Annotated in this window: 19 protein-coding genes; 15 read left to right on the forward strand and 4 right to left on the reverse strand. The window is 47.9% G+C overall.

From position 1 onward, the window contains the following. Complete coding sequence (locus BLV50_RS02535; RefSeq protein ID WP_063563324.1) at positions 1 to 591, forward strand: DUF2062 domain-containing protein; 591 nt, start codon at positions 1 to 3, stop codon at positions 589 to 591. On the opposite strand, the gene BLV50_RS02540 is transcribed toward BLV50_RS02535, so the two are convergent. Next, a complete protein-coding gene (locus BLV50_RS02540; RefSeq protein ID WP_090805636.1) occupies positions 569 to 1498 on the reverse strand; it encodes an AEC family transporter in 930 nt (309 codons plus the stop codon). The two genes, BLV50_RS02535 and BLV50_RS02540, sit on opposite strands and share 23 nt — an antisense overlap. Positions 1499 to 1713: 215 nt before the next feature. Between BLV50_RS02540 and BLV50_RS02545 the strand changes: the two genes are divergently transcribed. The 13 genes from BLV50_RS02545 (at position 1714) to BLV50_RS02605 (ending at position 17765) form a co-directional block, all read left to right on the forward strand. Further along, positions 1714 to 2796, forward strand: a complete 1083-nt coding sequence (locus BLV50_RS02545) for a lactonase family protein (RefSeq protein WP_072732503.1) — start codon at positions 1714 to 1716, stop codon at positions 2794 to 2796. A gap of 406 nt (positions 2797 to 3202) precedes the next feature. Further along, complete coding sequence (gene hxlA, locus BLV50_RS02550) at positions 3203 to 3835, forward strand: 3-hexulose-6-phosphate synthase (RefSeq protein WP_063563327.1); 633 nt, start codon at positions 3203 to 3205, stop codon at positions 3833 to 3835. 5 nt (positions 3836 to 3840) lie between these two features. Beyond that, complete coding sequence (hxlB, locus tag BLV50_RS02555) at positions 3841 to 4404, forward strand: 6-phospho-3-hexuloisomerase (RefSeq protein ID WP_090805637.1); 564 nt, start codon at positions 3841 to 3843, stop codon at positions 4402 to 4404. Positions 4405 to 4689: 285 nt separating this feature from the next. After that, positions 4690 to 5049 (forward strand): winged helix-turn-helix transcriptional regulator, encoded by a 360-nt coding sequence (locus BLV50_RS02560; RefSeq protein WP_063563329.1) that lies wholly within the window; start codon positions 4690 to 4692, stop codon positions 5047 to 5049. 400 nt (positions 5050 to 5449) lie between these two features. Then, positions 5450 to 7252 (forward strand): oligoendopeptidase F, encoded by a 1803-nt coding sequence (pepF, locus tag BLV50_RS02565; RefSeq protein WP_079694556.1) that lies wholly within the window; start codon positions 5450 to 5452, stop codon positions 7250 to 7252. A gap of 117 nt (positions 7253 to 7369) precedes the next feature. Continuing rightward, entirely contained in the window at positions 7370 to 7876 is a 507-nt protein-coding gene (locus BLV50_RS02570; protein WP_256336127.1) for a DUF2500 domain-containing protein, read from the forward strand. 240 nt (positions 7877 to 8116) lie between these two features. Then, positions 8117 to 9610, forward strand: coding sequence for a rhamnulokinase (locus tag BLV50_RS02575; protein WP_090805639.1), 1494 nt, complete (start codon positions 8117 to 8119; stop codon positions 9608 to 9610). A 1-nt stretch (position 9611) separates the two neighbouring features. Next, complete coding sequence (locus BLV50_RS02580) at positions 9612 to 10373, forward strand: DeoR/GlpR family DNA-binding transcription regulator (protein ID WP_072732506.1); 762 nt, start codon at positions 9612 to 9614, stop codon at positions 10371 to 10373. Between the two features lie 67 nt (positions 10374 to 10440). Beyond that, a complete protein-coding gene (locus tag BLV50_RS02585) occupies positions 10441 to 11169 on the forward strand; it encodes a (Fe-S)-binding protein (protein WP_072732507.1) in 729 nt (242 codons plus the stop codon). Continuing rightward, a complete protein-coding gene (locus BLV50_RS02590; RefSeq protein WP_090805642.1) occupies positions 11166 to 12683 on the forward strand; it encodes a LutB/LldF family L-lactate oxidation iron-sulfur protein in 1518 nt (505 codons plus the stop codon). Before BLV50_RS02585 ends, BLV50_RS02590 begins: the two co-directional genes overlap by 4 nt. Further along, entirely contained in the window at positions 12673 to 13398 is a 726-nt protein-coding gene (locus BLV50_RS02595) for a LutC/YkgG family protein (RefSeq protein ID WP_090805644.1), read from the forward strand. Before BLV50_RS02590 ends, BLV50_RS02595 begins: the two co-directional genes overlap by 11 nt. A 290-nt stretch (positions 13399 to 13688) precedes the next feature. Next, positions 13689 to 14213 carry a glutathione peroxidase gene (locus tag BLV50_RS02600; RefSeq protein WP_177031096.1) on the forward strand — a complete coding sequence of 175 codons (525 nt, stop codon included), beginning with the start codon at positions 13689 to 13691 and terminating at the stop codon, positions 14211 to 14213. Positions 14214 to 14591: 378 nt separating this feature from the next. Further along, complete coding sequence (locus BLV50_RS02605) at positions 14592 to 17765, forward strand: bifunctional cytochrome P450/NADPH--P450 reductase (protein ID WP_090805646.1); 3174 nt, start codon at positions 14592 to 14594, stop codon at positions 17763 to 17765. A gap of 237 nt (positions 17766 to 18002) precedes the next feature. Here BLV50_RS02605 and BLV50_RS02610 read toward each other — a convergent pair whose 3' ends face one another. After that, on the reverse strand, positions 18003 to 18401 hold the full coding sequence (locus BLV50_RS02610) for a hypothetical protein (RefSeq protein ID WP_064638911.1): 399 nt from the start codon (positions 18399 to 18401) through the stop codon (positions 18003 to 18005). A gap of 120 nt (positions 18402 to 18521) precedes the next feature. Here BLV50_RS02610 and BLV50_RS02615 point away from each other — a divergent pair, with 120 nt between their 5' ends. Further along, on the forward strand, positions 18522 to 18866 hold the full coding sequence (locus tag BLV50_RS02615) for a hypothetical protein (RefSeq protein ID WP_063563339.1): 345 nt from the start codon (positions 18522 to 18524) through the stop codon (positions 18864 to 18866). 119 nt (positions 18867 to 18985) lie between these two features. Here BLV50_RS02615 and BLV50_RS02620 read toward each other — a convergent pair whose 3' ends face one another. Together BLV50_RS02620 and BLV50_RS02625 are read right to left on the reverse strand one after the other, a co-directional pair. Next, entirely contained in the window at positions 18986 to 20632 is a 1647-nt protein-coding gene (locus BLV50_RS02620) for an MGH1-like glycoside hydrolase domain-containing protein (protein WP_090805649.1), read from the reverse strand. A 27-nt stretch (positions 20633 to 20659) separates the two neighbouring features. Then, a complete protein-coding gene (locus tag BLV50_RS02625) occupies positions 20660 to 21976 on the reverse strand; it encodes an ABC transporter substrate-binding protein (RefSeq protein ID WP_090805652.1) in 1317 nt (438 codons plus the stop codon). Between the last annotated feature and the right edge of the window lie 27 nt (positions 21977 to 22003).

Consider the following 22003-nt stretch of genomic DNA (forward strand, 5'->3'; position numbering starts at 1 on the left):
ATGAACCTACAGAAAAGCAAAAACTCACGTTTTGCGCGTTTAACACGTGCTTTGAAGCTTAATTTTCTCAAATTGTTACGTGCTCCCGGCGGGGCACATAAAGTATCTACCGGATTTGCTTTGGGTTTTGGTTTGGAATTGATCGTCATTTCCACAGCATCACTGGTATATCTCGTGTTCTATCCGATTGTACGTTTGTCCGGTGGTTCACTGCCAGCGGCTATTGTGGGCAACGTGGTCGGCAAGCTAACTTTCCTGCCCATCATATTGATGCCACTTGCCAAGCAAATTGGTTCCTGGATATTGCCGGCGCACAGCATGGGGCAGGGGCTTGTTCATGAGAGTGCCTTTATGGAGCTGTTTCGCGGTAACTGGTCCGCGCTAAGTGAACTATTGCGGGGTGGTCTGGATATTCTGGCAGGCATGTCCGTCTTTGGGGTCATCCTGGGTGTGATTTCTTACTTTGTCGTCAAGTTCTTCTATGTCAGAGCACTGAAACGTCGCTTTGAACGTCGGTTGGAGAAACGCAAGCAAGCAGCGATGTCTCCAACTTCAGCTTCCGTGCTGATCAGGAAGACATCACAATCATGATCGGCAGAATGACCATGGACGCAGCAGTTGTCCACAGAATACAGCGGGACACAAACTGCGGAGACGCATTGAATTGCTCGGCCAAAATTACGGCGTTCACTGCGGTCGGCATGGACGCTAGGATCAGCAGCACACTGAATAACGTTCCTTCAATTTGAAGTGCAGTCAGGATTAGATATGAGAGTACTGGTGCTGCAGCAAGCCGTACTATAAGTCCAGTCCAGAACGCTTTGCGCACGTTAGGTTTCCAAGGTTCGACGGAACCACGTGGTCTGAGCATCTGTGCACCGAGAATGGCCAGTACGACAGGAGAGTAACCGGCTGCGAGCATGGAGATGCCTCCATCCAGTGCCACTGCTAAGCTCAGATTGGATGCACGTAGGATGATGGCTATCGCAGCAGCATAGATGGAAGGCATACGGAAGACGGATAGAATCGCATTTTTGACCGTGAATTCAGATCTGGCGGCAAAAAAGATACCTACTGTGTTTACAATGATCATCTGTCCGATGACATATACCGAAGCCTTATCCAATCCAAGCTGTCCAAAGGCAAGCAACACAAGCGGGAGCCCATAATTCACGCAGTTCGTAAACGTGGAGACAAGGGTAAGTCCCGCTTTTTCGCTTGCCCCAAGATGGAATATTCGGCTCAGCAGTTCAGCAAGTGCCCACAGGGCGATCAGATTGATGATGGAGAACCAGAATGTGCCGGTTACGTCTGTCCATGTAATATCAGCATGCAGCAGTGTATCAAAGATAAGCGCAGGGCTCAAAATATAGAGGGAAAAGGTCGACAGCGGCCGAGTATCCCAATTTTTGAACCGTTTTAACCATATGCCTCCGATTACGGGAAGCGATATGGGCAGAAATACATGATATAACGTGAGCAGAAATGAATTAAACAATCGAAATTCAGTCCTTTCTGGATGAAAAACCTATTTTATCATAGCAGAAGTTGACCTTTGTCGGAATGGATATTGGTATTGTCTTACGTCATGAGCGATGTGAATGCCACTTCTTTGATGGGATGCGCAGGGGCGGTGGATTGCTATTTTGATATGGCAGATTTATTATAGAAGAGGTGCAACCAGATTACATACACATAGAGGAGGAAACTGTAATGAGTGAATCAAAACGCTTGCTCGTATTGGTCGGCTCTTATGCCGAAGCGGAAAATGAGGGCATTTACGCATATGAATTGAATGAGGATACAGGTAACCTCTCCAAGCTTGACGGCATCGCGGGCGTGAAAAATCCAACGTTTGTAAACGTGGATGCTGAAGGTAATAAACTGTATGCGATCGGTGAGACGGCGTCTGCCGAAGGTAATAAAATGTCTGAAGCTGTAGCTCTGAGCATTGATCCTTCAACAGGAAAATTGTCATTGCTGAATCGTCATGACTCCATTTCGGCTCCACCATGTCATATCCAACGTGATCCTTCCGGACGTTACTTGATCCTTTCCAGCTACCACGGTGGTCTGGTGGGTCTGCAAGCCCTGACGGATAACGGTGAAGTTGGCGTGCTTCTGGATGAAAAGAAACATGAAGGCAAAGGTGCGCATCCTGAACGTCAGGACAAGCCGCATGTGCATTCTGCATTCTTCAGCCCGGATGGAAAATACATGATGGTACAGGATCTGGGTGCGGACAAAATCGCAATCTACTCCATTGATGCAGGCAAGAATGAACTCGTACTGCACAGTGAAACCAAAACACATCCGGGTGCAGGACCTCGTCACTTGGCATTTCATCCGAACGGTCAATTCGCCTATGTTATTAACGAAGTGGATTCTTCCATTACGACTTTCCGTTATGATGCAGCAGCAGGCACGTTGACAGAGGTTTCCACCGTGTCCACATTGCCTGACGGCTATGACGGCAGTGAAAACACAACAGCTGAAATCGCCGTATCAAACGATGGTCGTTTCGTATACGGTTCGAACCGCGGGCATGACAGCATCGTGGTATTTGCAGTAGACGCTGAAACAGGACATTTGAAACTGGTTGAGCATGTATCTGCTGAGGGTGAACACCCACGTCACTTTGCTTTGACTCCGAATGGCAAACTGCTGATCGCAGCTAACCGCGATACCAACAATATCGTTTCCTTTACAGTGGATCAGGAGAGCGGGCGTCTGAAATACACAGGCCACAGCACAGGTGTATCCAAGCCGGTATGCGTGAAACCTGTTTATCTGTAAATCCAAGATTTGAATGATTAACCGAGAGGTTTAAATACGTTTTCAGGATCAATTTGTATAATCTTGTTGACTTGATACTTTGGAAAGACCCTGTCCTTGTGGCGGGGTCTTTTTTGATGAGAAGAGGAGCACATGAATTCGCAGATAACCACATATGTGGATTGTGAACGATAACTTATTTTCAAATTTAAGTTCATATAACAATGTAATTTAATCAATAGTATCGTGCAAGTAACTACCTGACTTCAAAGTGCGTACTTCCTTAACGGATAGTCGGATTCTACAATGAATGAGTAGCCATGACAAACATTGCATGCATCTGAACTGGCTGAACGGTGCAGGCTAAATATTTTAACATCCTTTACAGGATATACTCATACTCGAACAACAAAAGGAGAAATGAATCGTGAAATTGCAATTGGCATTGGACTTGGTAAACATCCCTGAAGGTATTGCACTTGTTAAAGAAGTTGAACAATATATCGATATCGTTGAGATTGGTACGCCAATCGTTATTAATGAAGGTTTGCACGCGGTAAAAGCGATGAAAGAAGCATTCCCTAATCTGCAAGTTCTTGCAGACCTTAAAATTATGGACGCTGGTGGTTATGAAATCATGAAAGCAGCTGAAGCTGGTGCGGATCTGATCACTGTGCTTGGGGCAACCAATGATAGTACGATCAAAGGTGCAGTAGCAGAAGCGAAGAAACAAAACAAACAAGTTCTTGTGGACATGATCAACGTGCCTAATCTTGAACAGCGTGCTCGCGAAGTTGATTCGCTTGGCGTAGATTACATCTGTGTACACACAGGTTATGACCTGCAAGCTGAAGGACAAAGCCCGTTCGAAGATTTGCAAACGATCAAACAAGCCGTGAAAAATGCAAAAACAGCTGTAGCTGGTGGCATCAAGCTGGAAACATTGCCTGAAGTGATCAAAGCACAACCGGATCTGGTGATTGTGGGTGGCGGTATCACTGGACAAGCAGACAAAGCTAAAGTTGCAGCTGAGATGCAACGTTTGGTTCAACAAGGGTAAGACAGATGAGCAGCCGACAATACGCAGTGGACATCTTGAAGGAGCTGGAACGTACGCTGAGCCAGATCGACGACTCGGAGATGCAGGCCATGGCGGAACATATTCTGGCTGCCGAACAGGTTTTTGTGGCAGGCGCAGGCCGATCCGGTCTGATGGGAAAGGCTTTTGCGATGAGATTGATGCAGATGGGTCTGCGGGTATATGTAGTTGGGGAGACCGTTACGCCAGGGATCTCTCCGAAAGACTTCCTCTTGTTATGCTCAGGCTCAGGGGAGACAGGCAGTCTGGCAGCGATGGCTCAGAAGGCCAGTAAAGCAGGTGCTCCTGTGGGTCTGATCACAATTAAACCAGAGTCCACCATTGGACAGCTGTCCGATACCGTGGTTCGTCTTCCTGCCTCTGCCAAAGAGGATACGGCGACCGCCGGAACCGAAGTGACCATTCAGCCGATGGGCTCTCTGTTTGAACAGGGGCTGCTAATGAGCATGGATGCACTGGTGCTCACCATGATGGAAATGAAGAGTATGACTGGAGCAGACATGTTTGGGCGTCATGCCAACCTGGAATAGACCATATGTCATAAACTTGATGAAGTAGAATAGATGGAAGACCGGAATACCCTTAAACTTGAGGGAGTTCCGGTCTTTTCTGCTATCGTTGTTTGTGGTCTGATTCGGGGTTTGCTTAACATCAGAGTCTTGCTGTAGTAGAATGTATACAAGCTGTATCGAACCAATGAACCCGTTATATGATACAAGGGAGCGGCAAGTTCTCCTGTTGCGGAGTGTTCTTGTGATATGCGAAATGCATTTTAGCGATATAATATTGAGTGGAAGAAAAGGGGGCTCGGAGCCATGGCAACCGAAGTCAAGGAACGCATCAACTTGAAAGAGATCAACTGTGAGAAAGAATTGACCCTTGCTGTTATTGGCGGCAAATGGAAACTGATTATTTTATGGCATCTGGGTCTTGAAGGCACCAAACGTTTCAGTGAATTGAAGCGATTGATTCCTCATATTACCCAAAAGATGCTGACCAACCAGTTGCGTGAGCTGGAGGAAGACAAGCTAATTGAGCGCAAGGTGTATGCAGAAGTACCTCCTCGTGTGGAATATACGATGACGGATCACGGACAGAGCCTGATGCCCGTGCTGCATGCGATGTATAACTGGGGTAAAAACTATGGTGAAAATGTAATTTGGAAATCAGAATAAGTTATAGTCAGACGAACCGCCTGGTAAATGGACACTTCCATTACCTGGCGGTTTTTCTTTCCCTCTAATTCACTGACAGTTTTAAAAAAGTTTTCTTGAAACGTAGAAGGCAGAAATAGCCTGAAGAAGCGAAGCGTTCGCCTAAAAGCTTTCTGAAAGAAAGCTGCATCGGAAGCATATGCTTATCCCCGGATTTCCCCTTTAGAAAAGGGATCAAAAAATCTGGGGATAACAGCGATCGGAAGGTTATTCTTCCGTCGGAGTGGTAAGTGTGAATATTTTTTAGTCCAATCTATAATCCCTTGAACCAAAAGGCTCATTTTAGGATATGTAAGGCATAAATGCTCCGAATATGATACGATGAGAGATATTGGAAATGCAAGGAGGAGGACATTTAACGATGGAAAAAATACGTACACGCGATGAAGTAAACCAAGAGACTACCTGGGACTTGCGAGACTTGTTTGGGACTGACGCAGAGTGGGAGCAGGAGCTTAGATCACTGCCTGAAGCTGCTGCCCATATCGAAACATTTAAAGGACATCTGGGCGAAGGCGCTGAGCAGCTGCTGGCCTGTCTGGATGCCCGCGAAGCTTTGCAGGAACGCATTAGCAAAACAGCTTCATATGCCCGGCTGAAACAGTCGGAGGACAGTACCAATCCCGTGAATATTGAGAATTCAGCCAAGGCGGGAGACATCTTATCGAATTTGTCGTCGTCCTTGTCTTTTGTGAATTCCGAGATCGTGGATCTTCCGGATGGAACGGTTAAACGTTATATTGAAGAACTTCCGGGTTTACAGCCGTATGCCCGCAGTTTAGATCGTCTAATTCAGGAAAAGGCACATCGTCTTTCGCCCGAAACGGAGAAGGTACTCGCTTCCCTCGGGGAAGTGCTGGACTCGCCATACCGGATCTATCTGCGTGGTAAATTAGCAGACATGACGTTTGACGATGCACTTGATGGCGATGACAATAACCGCCCGCTGTCCTGGTCATTCTATGAGAATAATTATGAAATGTCATCGGATACAAAGCTGCGCCGCTCTGCGTATGCTGCATTCAGCTCCAAGCTGAATGATTACAAAAATACGTTTGCTGAAGGTTACGCAACCGAAGTGAAGAAACAGGTCGTCATGTCCAGGCTGCGTGGATATGATGATGTTACGGATATGCTGCTCAGCCCGCAGCAGGTAAGCAAAGAGATGTATAACAATGTACTGGACATCATCCAGCAGGAACTCGCACCTCACATGCGCAGACTGGCAGCTCTCAAGAAACGTGAGTTAGGTCTGGACAAGCTGATGTTCTGTGATCTGAAAGCACCACTGGACCCTGAATTCAGCCCTGCCATTACATATGAGGAAGCCTGCACGCTCATTCGTGAAGCTCTTGCCGTGATGGGACCGGAATATGGCGACATTGTGGAACGTGCATTTAGTGAGCGGTGGGTAGATTACGCTGATAATGCGGGCAAATCGACAGGAGCTTTTTGTTCGTCCATATATGGTTCTCATTCCTATATCCTGATCTCATGGGCAAACAATATGCGCGGAGCATTTACACTTGCCCATGAAGTCGGACATGCCGGACATTTCATGCTTGCCGGGCATTACCAACGTCTTACGAATACACGACCGTCCCTCTATTTCATAGAGGCGCCTTCGACAATGAATGAAATGCTGCTGGCAGATCATTTGTTGAAACGTTCTGATAATCCGAGAATGCGTCGTTGGGTCATTTTGCAATTGCTCAATACGTATTACCATAACTTTGTTACGCATCTGCTTGAAGGTGAATTGCAGCGTCAGGTGTACGCACTTGCAACCAAGGATGAACCTATCACAGCGAAGACATTAAGTCAGCTGAAAGGCAACATCCTCTCCGAGTTCTGGGGGCCTGACCTGGTGATTGACGAAGGGGCCAAACTGACGTGGATGAGACAGCCTCATTATTATATGGGATTGTATCCATATACCTATGCAGCAGGTCTGACGGCATCTACCGCTGCTGCACAGCTGATTCGGGAAGAGGGGCAGCCTGCCGTAGACCGCTGGCTTGACGCATTGAAAGCGGGAGGAAGCCTTGATCCGCAAGAGCTGATGAAGCTTGCGGGTGTGGACATGTCTGGACCTGAGCCGATTCGTGCTGCTGTTGCCTATGTTGGCAGTCTGGTCGATGAACTTGAACGTCTGTATTCGTAATCAGGTTCATATAGTATACGGACAAGGCTTGTAGGGTTGTCTGCGTGCACCGTCTCCTTGGCAGGGGGCGGTGCATCTTAATTTGCAGGGAGAAGGGAACGATGATGAATGACGTCATTGAGCATATCTTCATCACTGGGCTGGTTAAGCATGGATGGCTTCGGTATTTTTGATGACATGAATGATGTTCCGGGATTTGAGGGCAATCAGAGTGGTTTTTTTGCTGGATTCAATGAGTTTGGAGCAATGAGTGCGTTTGGATCCATTTTTATCGGTGGCGTTTTTCTCATCATTGCCGGTGTCATTGTTTATGCCATTATTTCAGGGGTACGCACTTGGTCATCGAATAATGCATCAGCGCTGTTAACCTTGCATTCAACGATTGTGGCAAAGCGAACTAGAGTTAGCGGGGGAACAGGGGACAGCAGGGCTTCCACTTACTATTACATTACATTTGAGCTCGACAACGGTGAACGGGTAGAACTGAACGTAGGTGGGAGTGACTACGGTATGCTTGTGGAACATGACCGAGGCATGCTGACATATCAGGGGACAAGGTTTAAGCATTTTGAAAGAGATGTGCAGCCCCAGTCCGGTGTTAGTAAAAACAGCTTTTATACGTAAAATAACAGGAAGGCGGCTCCTCCCGAGTGGAGAGAGTCGTTTTTGGTATGGGTAAAGAAACTAATCACAGGGTATTCAAACGCTTACAATGATGATATACTCGTAAAATAAAGCAAAACAGTATAAAACAAAAATAAACAAACAACAAAATAAAGAATAAAGTGCAGAGCAGCTATGATTGAAATCAAGAAATATTCAAGAGCGAAAATATAGTATGGGATGAAGGGCTGGTGAAGAGCGGTGAGTGTGCTGGCGTATGATTTGGGTGCTGGAAGCGGGAGAGCACTGCTGGGTCATCTGAATGATCGGGGAATGGAAACGATGGAGATCCATCGGTTCAAGAATGAACCGGTAAAAGCGGGGGAGCGGCTGCACTGGGATATATTGAGGCTGCACCATGAATTGCTGGAAGGGCTGAACCTTGTTAAACAAAAGGGAGAGCAGCCTGAAAGTCTGGGGATTGATTCCTGGGCGGTTGATTTTGGACTACTTGGGAGTCATGGTGAATTGTTGGGCAATCCATATCATTACCGTGATGCACAATTTAACGGCATGATGGATCAGGTGCGTAAGGAATTGACCTCTCAGCGAATTTTCGAACGCACAGGCATCCAGTTTCTTAGCTTTAACACACTGTACCAGTTGGCTACGCTTAAGCGGAAAGGCTCCCCACTGCTTAACGAAGCGGAGCGTTTCCTCATGATCCCCGATCTGCTTCGTTACTTTCTGACCGGTGAAGCGGTGAATGAGTTTACCAACGCCACCACAACACAGCTATACAATCCAACCATAGGGCATTGGGACAGTGAACTGCTTGCACATATCGGTATTTCGGAGACACTGTTCGGAGAAGCAGTCATGCCAGGTACTCGAGTGGGGCAGCTGCGCAGCAGCATTTGCAGTGATCTTGGCTTATCTGCCATTCCGGTTATTGCGGTTGCAGAGCATGACACAGGTTCGGCGGTTGTGGCTGTTCCGGCAACAGAGCGTTCATTTGCTTACCTAAGCTGCGGAACCTGGTCACTTATGGGAACGGAGATTAATCAGCCCGCCATCAGTTCCGAGAGTCTGGCGCTCAACTTTACGAATGAGGGCGGGGCAGGCGGTACGTTCCGTTTGCTCAAGAACATCATGGGCTTGTGGATTTTGCAGGAATGCATGCGTGAATGGGAACGGAAGGGACAGGGAATTAGCTATGCGGAGTTACTGAGCAGGGCGGAACTTGCTCCTCCATTTGCGAGTCTGTTTGATCCCGATGATGAGCGGTTTATGCCAGCAGGGGATATGACCTCTCGCATACAACAATATTGCCGTGATACAGGGCAGGCTGAGCCGCAAGACCAGGGGGCCATTGCCCGTACTATTCTGGAGAGTCTCGCACTGAAGTATCGGAGGGTGCTGGAATGGACAGAACAACTGTCCAGACAGTCTTTTAATGGATTGCATATGGTCGGTGGGGGCATTCAGAATCGCCTGTTATGTCAGTGGACAGCCAATTCCATTGGCAAACCGGTATGGGCGGGGCCAGCAGAAGGTAGTGCGATCGGGAACATGGCTGTACAGTGGATGGCAAGCGGAGCCTTTAAGGATATATGGGAAGCCCGCAAGGTCATTCGCGATTCATTCCCAGTTACTGATTATGAACCAAAGGACAGACCCATCTGGGAAGAGGCCTACGGCAGATTCATAAGGTTGACGGCTTCGCCCAAATCACAAGCCGGGAGCGAGGTGTAACATGCTGGCAGCAGAGCGCTATGACCGGATTGTGGAGATGGTTAATGTTAAGGGCAGCATGCGTGTATCCGAGCTTAGTGAGCACTGCCGGGTAACAGAAGAGACCATTCGGCGTGATCTGGATCGGCTGGAGCAAGCAGGGCGACTGCGCCGTTCCCATGGCGGCGCTGTCAGCGTGAAGGAAGAGCAGCCGGAGATTCCTTACCGGGTAAGGGAAACAACACATGCAGAGGAAAAGAAAAGAATTGCCCAGTCGGCTCTATCCATGATTCGTCCGGGTGATCGAATTCTACTGGATGCCAGCACGACAGCAGGGTATATGGCGGCCAATATGCCGGATATGCCATTGACTGTATTAACCAATTCCATACAGGTAGCCACTGAACTTAGCAGCAGGGACAAGATTGAAGTCATTTCGACTGGTGGCCAGTTGGCCCAACGATCTCTGTCTTTTGTTGGACCGCTCGCCGAACGTTCTCTGGAGACATATCATGTCGATAAATTGTTCCTGTCTTGTAAAGGTGTGCATCTGGAAGGTGGAGGAATCAGTGAATCCAATGAGCTTCAGGCACGGTTGAAGCAGAAAATGGTCGGCATATCCGACCAGGTCATTTTGCTTGCAGATACGAGCAAGTTTGGAGTTCGTGCATTTGCCCGGGTAACCGGGTTAAATGCGGTTCATGCGGTGATCACAGATCAGTCGCTTGATGATGATTTGATAGAACGACTGAACAGCTATGATATCTCAATCACAAGGGTATAAAACAATACGGTATTTGATACTTATATGCGTTATAACAACAATTCATCAGTTATAGGAGCGTGTAATCATGAAGGTCTCCTTATTCATTACCTGCCTCAGCGATGCCATATATCCCCGCGTGGGGGAGGCGATGGTGAGATTGCTCGCCGCTCATGGCGTTCGGTTGGATTTCCCGCCCGTGCAGACCTGCTGCGGTCAGCCTTCCTACAACAGCGGGTATTGGGATGAGACACGGGTAGCCGCCAAAACGATTCTGGAAGCCTTTGATGATAGTGATTTTGTCGTCTGTCCCTCGGGCTCCTGTACGTACATGATTCATCATTATCCCGAGCTGTTTGTCGATGAACCTGTATGGCTGGATAAGGCTAAACGTTTGGAAGCCAAAGCCTACGAATTCACGCAGTTTCTCGTTCAGGTGCTTGGCATCACGGATTTGGGTGCACATTTTCCACATAAGGTTACATATCATCCCTCCTGTCATGGCAGCCGTTTGTTAGGCGTAAAGGATGAGCCTATGGCATTACTTTCGGCAGTAAAAGGTTTGGAATTTGTTCCCCTTCCTTACGGAGAGGATTGCTGCGGCTTTGGTGGTACCTTTGCCATCAAAATGCCGGATATATCTGGTGCCATGGTCACAGAAAAGGTAGATCACATCAAAGAAACGGAAGCTGAAGTATTGGTAGGACTGGATATGGCCTGTCTAATGAATATCGCAGGTAATCTGCGGTATAGGAATGAACCAGTGCGAGTGATGCATTTGGCCGAACTGCTGTATGAGGGGGTGCAAACAGGATGAGTCAACCCGGTGTAATGGATGTTACCGTCAAAGAACGTGCAGAACTGGCTTTGAATGATGACTTCCTGCGGAAAGCCGTCAAGTTTACGACAGAGCGATTGCGTAATGGCAAGAAGTCCGCATCCGAAGAACATGGCAACTGGGAAGAATGGCGCGAACGTGGACGTCAGATTCGTCTGCATACGATCGCACATCTGGATTATTACCTGAATGAATTCGTCAATAATGCACGTGCCAATGGGGTTCATATTCATTTTGCGGATACTTCGGTAGAGGCAGCCGCAATAGCACTTGATATTGCGGCTCACAAGCAGGCTTCCACCGTGGTGAAATCCAAGTCCATGGTGTCCGAGGAAGTACATCTCAACCATGTATTGGAATCCGCAGGCATTGAAGCGATAGAGACCGATCTGGGCGAATACATCATTCAATTGGCGGGTGAAGCCCCATCTCATATCGTCATTCCGGCTATTCACAAAAACCGTTACCAGATTGCGGACCTGTTATCCAAGGAAGCGGGTGAAACTCTGGAACCGGACACCACCGTACTTGCTGGATTTGTACGCAAAAAGCTGCGTGAGAAGTTTCTTGAAGCCGATATTGGCATGACCGGCTGCAATTTTGCCATTGCTGAGACGGGTTCCATGGTCCTATTTGAAAATGAAGGCAATGCCCGCATGGTATCCACCGTGCCAAAAACACAGATTACCTTAATGGGCATGGAGCGTATCATTCCATCCTGGACGGATCTCGAGGTGATGGCAACCCTGCTGCCACGCTCCGCGACAGGTCAAAAATTGACGATGTATATGTCAGGCATAACCGGCCCTCGTCGAACAGAAGACGGGGACGGACCAGATGAAATGCACATTATTATCGTGGATAATGGACGTTCACTTCAGTTGGGTGATCCCGAATTTCAGGAGCTGTTGAACTGTATTCGCTGCGGAGCCTGTCTGAACGCTTGTCCAGTGTATCGTCATATCGGCGGGCATGCCTATGGTGGAACCTACAGCGGACCGATCGGAGCGGTACTTACACCTGCACTCAATGGCAATATCGATGAATGGAACGACATCGCGGGTGCTTCCAGCCTGTGCGGAGCCTGTTATGAAGCCTGTCCGGTCAAAATTCCGCTGCATGATATGCTCGTATATTTACGCAGACGCAAGGTGGAAAAGGGCCATGGCAATAAGCTTGAGAGCGCTGGTATGAAAGGTTTTGCAGCGGTTGTATCCAATTCTAAACGATTCGGAGCGGCTATACGTCTCGGACAGATTGGTCAGAAAGCCGTTGTTCGGAATAACGGAATTTCACTTAAACTTGGGCCCCTCAAGGGCTGGAACAGCTATCGGGTTGCGCCAAGCCTCGCGAAGCGTTCCTTCCGGCAGCAATGGAACAAGTTGGATCAGGAGCTGAATCAGGAGAAGAAAGAAATGGATTCTTCCGTTCGGGACCGAATGGAACAGATTCTTCGTGAGCGCGAGGGGGGTGGTGGTCAACATGAACACTGAACATCAGGAATGGCTGGAGCAATTGGAGAAGAAGTCTCGTGCGAAGCAAGAGAACTTTATGAATGACATCGCCTCCAAATTGAGAAGACCTCGGCAGACACATGCTCCGACTCAACCTTTTCGCGGTGCACCCGCATTCTGGACGGATTTGGAGTGGGACATAGATAAGCGCATACAGGCATTCACCGATAATTTTGTGAGTGTAGGTGCTCATATTGCACGGGTAAAAGACATTGGCGAAGCCTCGGACTTTATCGCTAATAAATCTCATGAATTGAGTGCGAAATATATCATACGCCAGAATGAACAGGCGCTTACGGATCTTGGATTAGAAGAGCAACTTCCCGATGTGCAGATTTCTGTATGGAATAGCCAAGCAGAGGAGAACTGGAAGGCACGGGCAGCCGAGGCAGATATCGGTGTAGTGATGGCGGATTATGCCACAGCATATACGGGTTCCGTCACGGTGCTTTCTTCGCCAGAAAAAGGGCGCTCAGTGAGTCTATTGCCGACCGTACTTATCATTATTATTCCAATTGAACGGCTCTACACCAGACTTGGTGAAACGCTTGATCGATTCGATGAAGCGGGAAGAGAGAATCTTCCGGCAGGCATACATTTTATTTCCGGTCCTAGTCGTTCTTCTGATATTGAAAATGATTTGACCATTGGGGTACATGGACCGGGGATTGTATATGGTCTTATTATGGGATAACACCATTTCTAAATGCATAACCTCGCGAATGACTGTCCAAAAGCAGCTTTTTGTCTGCGAAGGGCAGTTTTTTCTATGTCTAGTATGTCCATTATGAAAGGGATAATGAGCCATTCAATCATATGGCAGTAGATAAAAATATTCTATAGATAAAAACTATTAATATTATAATTATTATATATTTAACCTATCAAGAGAAGCGGCGTATAATCCATTTCAAGATAGGTTCATGTGAGAACCGACCAAGGAGGCGTTATGAATGAGTATATTTTCTTATCAGGTTTCCATTCATGGATGGACACGTGGGCGATTTATCTGTTTTTGAGGGGAAAGTGCTACTTATCGTGAATACAGCCAGCAAGTGCAGTTACTCTCGACAATTTACGGAGCTTCAACACCTGTATGAGCAGTATCGTGATCAAGGGCTGGAGATCCTGGCGTTTCCCTGTGATCAGTTTAATCTGAAGGAGCCGGGCAACAATGATGAGATAGCTCAGTATTGTAGGAATCATTTTCATATATCCTTTCCGATTTTTGAGAAGATCGAGGTTACCGGACAGTCCATACATCCTTTGTTTCGCTATCTGGTCGATACAGCCCCATTTGAGGGTTATGACGTGGAATCGGAAGAAGGTCGGTGGATGGATCAATTCCTAGAGGAGAAACATCCCGAATTATACCGGGGAGACGGGATCAAATGGAATTTCACCAAATTTTTGATTAATCGAACCGGGGAAGTGAGTGGTCGCTATGAGACTACGGTTGCACCGATAGAGATGGAGTCCGCGATTCGGAACCTGCTGAGACAGGCCTAGTTTGAGTTTAATGAACTGTGTATATTCGAAATTCTAGTATTCGTTCAGAGCAAAATAATCTCTATATGGAGGGACCAAAGGGGAAATTTACTCATGCCAATTCGGATGGATACCCATTGGTCCTACGACTTTGAGACTGTTGAAGATTAGGACTGGAAATGTTAGGGTAAAAGAAAGATAACGAAGGAACCCATTTTTTTTAATCTAAACTGACCAATATACCATTTTGGTCAGTTGGTTCCGTTATGAATTTCAGGTTATCTGGATGAAATATGAAAATTTGCAGAAAATGTAGTCATGTCTGTTGATCTGAAGTCGTAGTTGAACGAAGGTATTATTTTTTAGTCGAACGTAACACTTGGAAGAGGAGTGAGTATTATGGCGCAAATTTCAGTTCCCCAACCCAAAACTTTTGGGCCTTTAGGAAACTTACCACAGTTAAACACCGATGAGCCTGTACAATCCCTAGTGAAACTCGCTGAAGAGTATGGCCCCATTTTTCGAATGGATTATCCTGGCCGAAGTGAATTGTATATTTCAGGTCATAAACTGGTAGCTGAGGTTACCGACGAATCCAAATTCGATAAACGTGTATGGGCACCGCTGGAGAAGGTACGTGCATTTGCCGGAGATGGCCTGTTTACGAGTTGGACTCAAGAACCGAATTGGAAAAAAGCTCACAATGTGTTGCTGCCCAGCTTCAGCCAGCGTGCGATGCAGGGATATCACAACAAAATGATTGATCTCGCTGTACAGCTCGTGCAGAAGTGGTCCAGATTAAACCCGGATGAGACGGTTAACGTACCTGATGATATGACTCGTCTCACCCTGGATACGATTGGATTGTGTGGATTCAACTACCGATTTAACAGCTTTTACCGGGAAGAACCGCATCCCTTCATTACCAGTATGGTTCGAGCACTGGACGAATCGATGAGTTCGTTGCAGCGTTTGCGTCTGCAAGACAAGCTGATGATCACCAAAAAGAAACAGTTTGAGCAGGATATCCGTTCGATGTACTCTCTGGTGGATCATATTATTGCGGAGCGCAAGGAGCAGCCCCAGGAAGGGGCGGACGATCTGTTGTCCCATATGCTTAGTGGCAAGGACCCGGAAACCGGGGAAACGCTGGACGATGAAAATATCCGTTACCAGATCATCACCTTCCTGATTGCTGGACATGAGACGACGAGTGGCCTGTTGTCCTTTGCCATCTATTATTTAATGAAAAACCCGGATACCCTTGCCAAGGCTCAAGCTGAAGCAGATCAGATTCTGAAAGATCCGGTTCCAACATACAATCAGGTCCGCAATCTGAAATATGTTCGTATGGTTTTGAACGAAGCATTGCGGTTGTGGCCTACGGCTCCGGCATTCTCCTTATACGCTAAGAAAGATCTTGTTCTGGACGGGAAATATCCTTTGCAAAAAGGGGATAGTGTCAGTGTACTCATTCCCAAGCTGCATCGGGACCGCGACGCGTGGGGTGACGATGTGGAGGAATTCCGACCGGAACGGTTCGAAGATCCGAGCAAGGTACCACATGACGCCTATAAACCATTTGGTAATGGCCAGCGGGCCTGCATCGGTCAGCAATTCGCCCTTCAGGAAGCAACACTTGTGCTAGGAATGGTCCTGAAGCATTTTGAATTCATCGATCATGCGGACTATCAGTTGAAAGTGAAAGAAACGTTGACGCTCAAACCCGATAACTTCACGATTCGTGTTCGTGCACGCGGGGGGCAACCGGTCATGGCTGTTCCGGGTGTTGCCGTGGAGGAACCGACTCCGGTTGCCAAAAGACAAGAGCCGGATACAGCAAATGCCCATCACACTCCGATGCTTGTCCTATATGGATCTAATCTTGGGACTGCGGAAGGCATTGCGCGTGAAATCGCAGATACCGCAAGATATCAGGGCTTCCGCAGCGAGGTGGCTACCCTGGATGATCGTGTAGGCAAACTTCCGAAGGAAGGCGTCGTCATCATTGTGAGCGCATCCTACAATGGTCAGCCACCAAGCAATGCCAAGGATTTCGTCGATTGGATTGAACATGCGGATGCAGGGGAATTCCAAGGCGTTCGATTCTCCGTTCTCGGATGTGGGGATCACAACTGGGCCAGCACGTACCAGCGTATCCCGCGTTTGATTGATGAGCAGTTATCTTCCAAAGGAGCAGAACGGTTATCACCGATCGGAGAAAGTGATGCCAGCGGGGACTTTGAGAAACAGGTTGGAGACTGGACCGAGCAACTATGGCCGGATTTGGCACGAACTCTGGGCCTCAAGTTGAACACAAGCTCAGGTAGTGAGCGCAGTTCCTTGTCAGTACAGTTTGTCAGCGGACTGGCGGTAACGCCGCTCGCGGATACGTATGATGCACATGTTGCTGAAGTGCTTGAGAATCGGGAACTTCATGATGCGGGCAGTGAACGAAGCACACGTCATCTGGAGATTAAACTGCCTGAAGGCGCAACGTATAAAGAAGGCGATCACCTGGGCATTTTGCCTCAAAACCCGTCTGAGCTCGTAGAACGAGTACTGAAACGATATGGATTCACAGGTACGGAACATCTGGTTCTGGATGCCTCTGGTCGCAGCGCAGCTCATCTGCCATTGCACCAACCGGTTAGTCTGGTCGATCTGCTCAGTCACAGTGTGGAGCTTCAGGAAGCGGCAACTCGGGCCCAACTGAGGGAGCTCGCGGCGTACACGGTGTGCCCACCGCATAAGAAGGAGCTCGAAGCGCTTCTTGATGAGTCTGTTTACATGGAAGAAGTGCGTAAGAAACGCATATCCATGCTGGATTATTTGGTGAAATACGAAGCATGTGAGCTGCCTTTCGAACGGTTTTTGGAACTGCTGCCTTCCCTGAAAGCCCGATATTATTCAATCTCCAGTTCACCGCGAGTGCAGCCTGAGCAGGCCAGCATAACCGTCAGCGTAGTGCGTGCTCCGGCGTGGAGTGGTCAGGGAGAATATAAAGGTATAGCGTCCAACTATCTGGCGAACTTGAAGCCGGGTGAAGAGGTTGTCATGTTCATACGCACGCCTGAGTCCGGGTTCGAACTGCCAGAAACTGCAGAGGCTCCGATCATTATGGTTGGTCCGGGGACGGGAGTAGCTCCATTCCGTGGTTTCCTGCAGGCAAGACGTGTACTGAAGGAACAGGGTGAGCAGGTTGGCGAGGCGCATCTGTATTTTGGATGTCGCAACCCTGAACATGATTATTTATATAAAAATGAACTCGAAACTGCGGAGCAAGAGGGCCTTGTCCAGCTTCATACCGCCTTCTCCCGCGTGGACGGGGAAGAGAAATGTTACGTGCAGCATCTAATGAGAGATGATGCCCACAAACTGATTCCTCTGCTCGAACAGGGTGGACATCTGTATGTTTGCGGCGATGGCAGCAAGATGGCACCTGATGTTGAAGCAACACTCAAGAAAGCGTACACTGATATCAGCGGTAACTCCACGGAGCAAGCGGATGCGTGGTTAGAACGTTTGCAGCAGGAAGGTCGTTATGCCAAAGATGTGTGGACAGGCATCTGAGTGATACGTTCCTGATTCCAATGATTATTGATAGGCATCTGCGCGGTGAGACACAGAAAGGTTCTGTGCTCACCGCTTTTTGCTATGGCACAATATCCGAGCAGACCAATGCAGGTATGAGTTATACTAGGGAAGAGAAATATGCATATCATGACATGGGGTTGACCCAGGGCATGGATTGTTTCTCTCATTGGGCGATTGCTGGCACAGATATGAATTCAGCGATGTCTGGTCTCATTATTTCTTCTTTTTATTCGTTGGACGATAGATCGATTCGACCTGAGTTAGCGGAAAGAGAATACGTGAGGAGAATTTACCTTTACCCTGCAGCTCAATGTAATCCAGTCCAACACCAACAAGTCGGATATTGTTAAATGCGTTTCCGGATGGGAATACCGTGCGGATGCCTACCCGTATGCCTCGCCGTGCTCGTGGTACATCAAATACACGAATGGAAAACAAACTGAGTGGAATAAATAACTGCCGATTGACCTTGATAAAATTGCGCGGAAATACTTTTCTAATTATTCCAGGTTCCAGACCGGACAATGGAGCATTCAATTCTGCCAGATGTCCCTGGAACTCGGCCAGACGCTGTTGAAGTGTTTTTCCTGTATGAAGTTGGTGCCAATTCATAAGCAATCCTCCGTTCGCCATTTATACCTACTATATGAATGGACGAGGGCAAGAGGTGAGCAAAATGGCGCCCATGTTACTCATGATAAGGTACAAATTAAGATATAGGGAGTGATTCAGATGGACGTGGAAATGTATAAAGACCTCATTCGGGATGAACGTGGCAACTATTATATCGCGGTACAGATAGAGGGTAATGAGCTTACGCTTGTCAACGCATTTGTTGAAGCATCGTTTACACCGGAACTGATCTATAATGAAGAATTTCGTAATAAACATAAAGAGATGGAAGGCGGCTTTGTAGGCAAAATTGCAATGGACCTTCTCCGGCATGATGTGGTCATGGGTTTGAAACAAATGGACAGAAAGCTGCTGGAGCTGTCGGAAGTTGAACAGAAGTACACGGTGAACTATATAGATACGATTGAGTTCTATCGCCACCCTGCGTGGGAGCGGAAAGCATAAGCGAAGGCTCATTTTCGTGGACAGTCCATTAGGATAGTAAAATCGTAAAAGCGCAAGTACAGGGGAGCTACCCTTGCCACTTGCGCTTTTGGCGTTGCACCTATTCATCGGGAAACGCACTATTGATAGGAAGGATAGATGATGCCGATATCTCGTTCAGTTTTCAAGCTTCCCTCAATATACCGCTGGAGTTCATTTCCTTTGATTCGAATCGGAATGGATGTTCCTCGATAGATCAGTTCACCCTCAATCGTGCGCACGCTCATTCCGATGACGCCTTCCAAATGTCCACCCTGATCCGTAATTAACCGAATTCCTGCTGGCCCCTCCATAAGAATCTTACCATCCTGATATACCGTTACCCGTTCTGGCGTGTTCACCAATTCAAAATGCAGCCCACTCACCGTACGGCTGTACGCCGTATGACCAGCGATTTCTTCGCCATGATCCATGTCGATGGGGAGAAGACCGGTAAACCACAGTTGATCCGATCCAACCGGCATGATGCCGCATAACCGTTCCACATAATCAAGCAGGCAAAGAATGGAGGGGGAATAGGTTTCCGTAAAACCCTCCTCCCCGGTCCATGGGCTTAAAGCCTGCGCAAAGCGCGTTGCTTTGGAAAGGGACGACAAGATGGGTTGCAGTACCCAGGTCAATTCCACATAGCGATGGTGATATTCAAAAGCATGTGGTGCACGGATCAGACTCAGGAAGTTAGATGCTCCACCCCAGCTGTTATAAGAGGAGAACGGATCGAACCGTGGATCATCTATCGACATGGAGGTGAACGGGTATTTGGCAAAAAACTTACTTGTATTCAGCAAATACCGGCGCAGCATGTTATCAAACAATTCACGGTCGCCCACCTCGCAGGCCATCACGCGCAGCAGCACATCGGACTGTACCCTGACGAATTCGTCATTGCGATCCCTGTCGTAGAAGAACATATCCTCTTCGTCATAACAGTAGCGGAAGAGACTTTCCAGACTGGCTTCAGCTTTTGCTTTCCAATCACCACCAGACTCCCCAAGTTCCTCAGCCATTCGGGATAAATACATGCGCTGGCAATATATATTGGCGGTTAAGTCTGGTGCCAAAAAAGGCAGGACCGGAGAGTCCGGATGGTAGGACGCAGCATCATTCATATAAGGTGTATCCGGGACATGCCAGAACCGTGGGGACAGATCATGCCCGGTATCAAAGGTACTAAATGCCTCCACACAGCCGGTCCCTCGGGTATTGCGATACGTTGCAATCCATTCGTCGTATTGTACCATGGCCTTGTACATGGTCTTCAGGAAGGAACGGTTCTTTCCATGAAGTTGGTAGTGGTTCCATACGCTTCGTGCCAATGGTGTAACGAGCTGAATCTGGCGAAAGGATGGACCGTTCTCCGTTAGCTTATAAGGTAGCAATCCATCTTCTCTTTGGTGTCGGGCAAAAGCAAGATAGGTCGTTTCCGATACGGAAGGAATCAGACGTGACAGCAGTTCCGCATTAATGGTGCCCGTACTCTCCAGCCAGCAACCCAGATAGATGCCACCTTCCTGAAGAATGGGCTCAATGCCGTTCAGGGGCACAATGCAAGTCAGTAACTTCTCCAATGCGGAATAATAAGTTGCTTCCAGTCTTCCACCAGTTGCCGCGAATTGAACACCCGACGCCTGCCATTCCTGTATTAACTTTTGATCTTCCGGTTTACTTGGCTGCACATGATCGTGGATCGAGATCTGACGCAGCTTGTTCAGCAGGGCTTCTGTCATGTCGACCTCCTTATAGCTAGCGGTTATTTATTGATTGGATTCAAAGATTCGTACGGTGCCATTATAGAAGTCAGTCACGGCTTGCTCCACACTTTTTCGGCCAAAGCCGATTTCCTGGTTGGTTGTCTGGGCCAGCTTGGAGAATTCAGCGAATCCCGGTGGATTATAGCTCACGTCAAAAGGCTCCGTTTTTGTAGCTTCAGATACAAAGCTGGTGTAATTATATACAATCTCCTCAACAGGTCCCGCTTCTTGCTGAAGCAGATTGCGGTTGGCTTCCGTAACGGGCACGCCGCGGTCGTTGCCGAGAATTTTGGCTGCGTCCGGATCATTAATCCAGAAATCCATCAGGATCGCGACTTCTTTTGCATGTTTGGTATTTGCATAACCTGACAACCCCTGACTGGATTCAAATACAACCCCAGTTCCTTTTGGACCCCGTGGTACAGGCAAAAGAATTAACTTATCTTCTGTGAGACTCTGGAAAGCAGCCAGTTGATTCGAAGGAAGCAGGCTCATAGCCGCCTTGCCCGTAATAAGCAAGGATTTACTCGTATCATCCGGTGGGTTGGAAACCTGCAATTCAGGCGTGACCACACCTCCGGATTTGGAAGCCTGCTCCCAGTAAGTGAACCATTCCAAAATGTCTTCTTTTGCAAATCCGAGCGTGCCATTCTTCATATCATATAGCTGTTTGCCGCGTTGTTTCAAAAAGATGTCCATACCGTCAACTGTGAAATTATAGGTTCCATAAAAGCCCTTACCGAGCTTGTCGGACAGCTCTTTGCTGATTGCAGCATAATCTTCCCAAGTCCAATCCGAAGCTGGCAAAGGGATTCCCGCTTGATCGAATAGCGCTTGATTAACGACAATACCCCGTGCATTCGCACCTGCGGAAATATGCTGCAGCTTCCCATCAAGACGCCCATATTCAACCATGGTGGCATCCATGCCATCCAGATTCAGTTCACTACCGACATAAGGGTCCAGGTTCAAAAGCACATCCTTTTTGGCGTAGTCAACCACATTACCCCCAAGGAAGAAAATATCCGGTGCTGTGCCTGACGCCAGCTGTGTATTCAACTTGTCGAAATATCCGGAGGAAGGGGCAAATTCACCTACAATTTTAATATTCGGATGTTTCTCCTGAAAAACCTTCAGGGCTTCGTTCGTAATATCTGCCCGTTTTTGATCGCCCCACCACATCATGCGTAGTTCGACTTGCCCGTCTTCAGCGGTCTTTGTTCCTTTCTGCTCATCAGCGCCGGTATGATCCGTTCCAGAGCAGGCAGTCACCGATAACAGGAGTGAAGCTATAACAGTGATCATTAATCGTTTGAACATGAGAAATCCCCCTGACAATGGATAATG

This window comes from Paenibacillus sp. 276b, assembly GCF_900107875.1.
GTDB lineage: Bacteria > Bacillota > Bacilli > Paenibacillales > Paenibacillaceae > Paenibacillus > Paenibacillus marchantiae.